This window comes from Paracraurococcus lichenis (assembly GCF_030657435.1).
GTDB classification, from domain to species: Bacteria; Pseudomonadota; Alphaproteobacteria; order Acetobacterales; family Acetobacteraceae; genus Paracraurococcus; species Paracraurococcus lichenis.
The window spans coordinates 1-601 of record NZ_JAUTWS010000430.1 but is presented as its reverse complement, the minus strand read 5'-3'; the positions used below and the strand labels follow the sequence as shown (position 1 = coordinate 601).

At 67.9% G+C, this 601-nt stretch carries 1 pseudogene; it reads left to right on the top strand.

The window, feature by feature from the left end:
* Positions 1–300: 300 nt before the first annotated feature.
* Positions 301–601: pseudogene (locus Q7A36_RS40650) on the top strand (hypothetical protein); the annotation flags it as partial.

The window sequence follows — 601 nt, the reverse complement described above, 5'->3', positions numbered from 1 at the left end:
AGGGCAACGCTGGAGCCGTTGCTGCGACCCAAAAGCGCATCCCGGGGTCACGAGGATCGCGTGCGACCGCTCGTACGCGGCATAACAAACAAGGCGGACGTCCGCTTCATGACATTCAGATGCGCTCCCGCGCTCCTGTGCCGAACTGTACCCTCCTGCCCGGCGTTGCCTTGCCACCCCAGGGCGGGTGCGGAAGAAGGGCAGAGGCGGCAAGTGTCGGAACCATTCTCCTCTCTTCCGCATGCCTTGGCCCCCTCGCCGGAACCATCAGCTGCCGACACCATCCCGCACGGGTCGCGGTTGGACGCACTGCGTCGGAGTGGGCTGCTCGACACCCCGCCCGATGCAGCCTTCGACCGCTTGGTCCGGCTGGTCTGCTGCCTGCTGCGGGTTCCGGTCGCCCTGGTCTCGCTCGTTGACGCCGACCGGCAGTTCCTCAAGGCCACGGTCGGCCTGCCAGAGCCCTGGGCGTCGCGCCGCGAGATGCCCCTGACGCACTCCTTCTGCCAACACGTCGTCGTCTCCGGGGCACGCTTCGTAGTCGAGGACGCGCGGGTGCATCCTGTGGTGCGCGACAACCGCGCTGTCGCCGAGCTCGGTA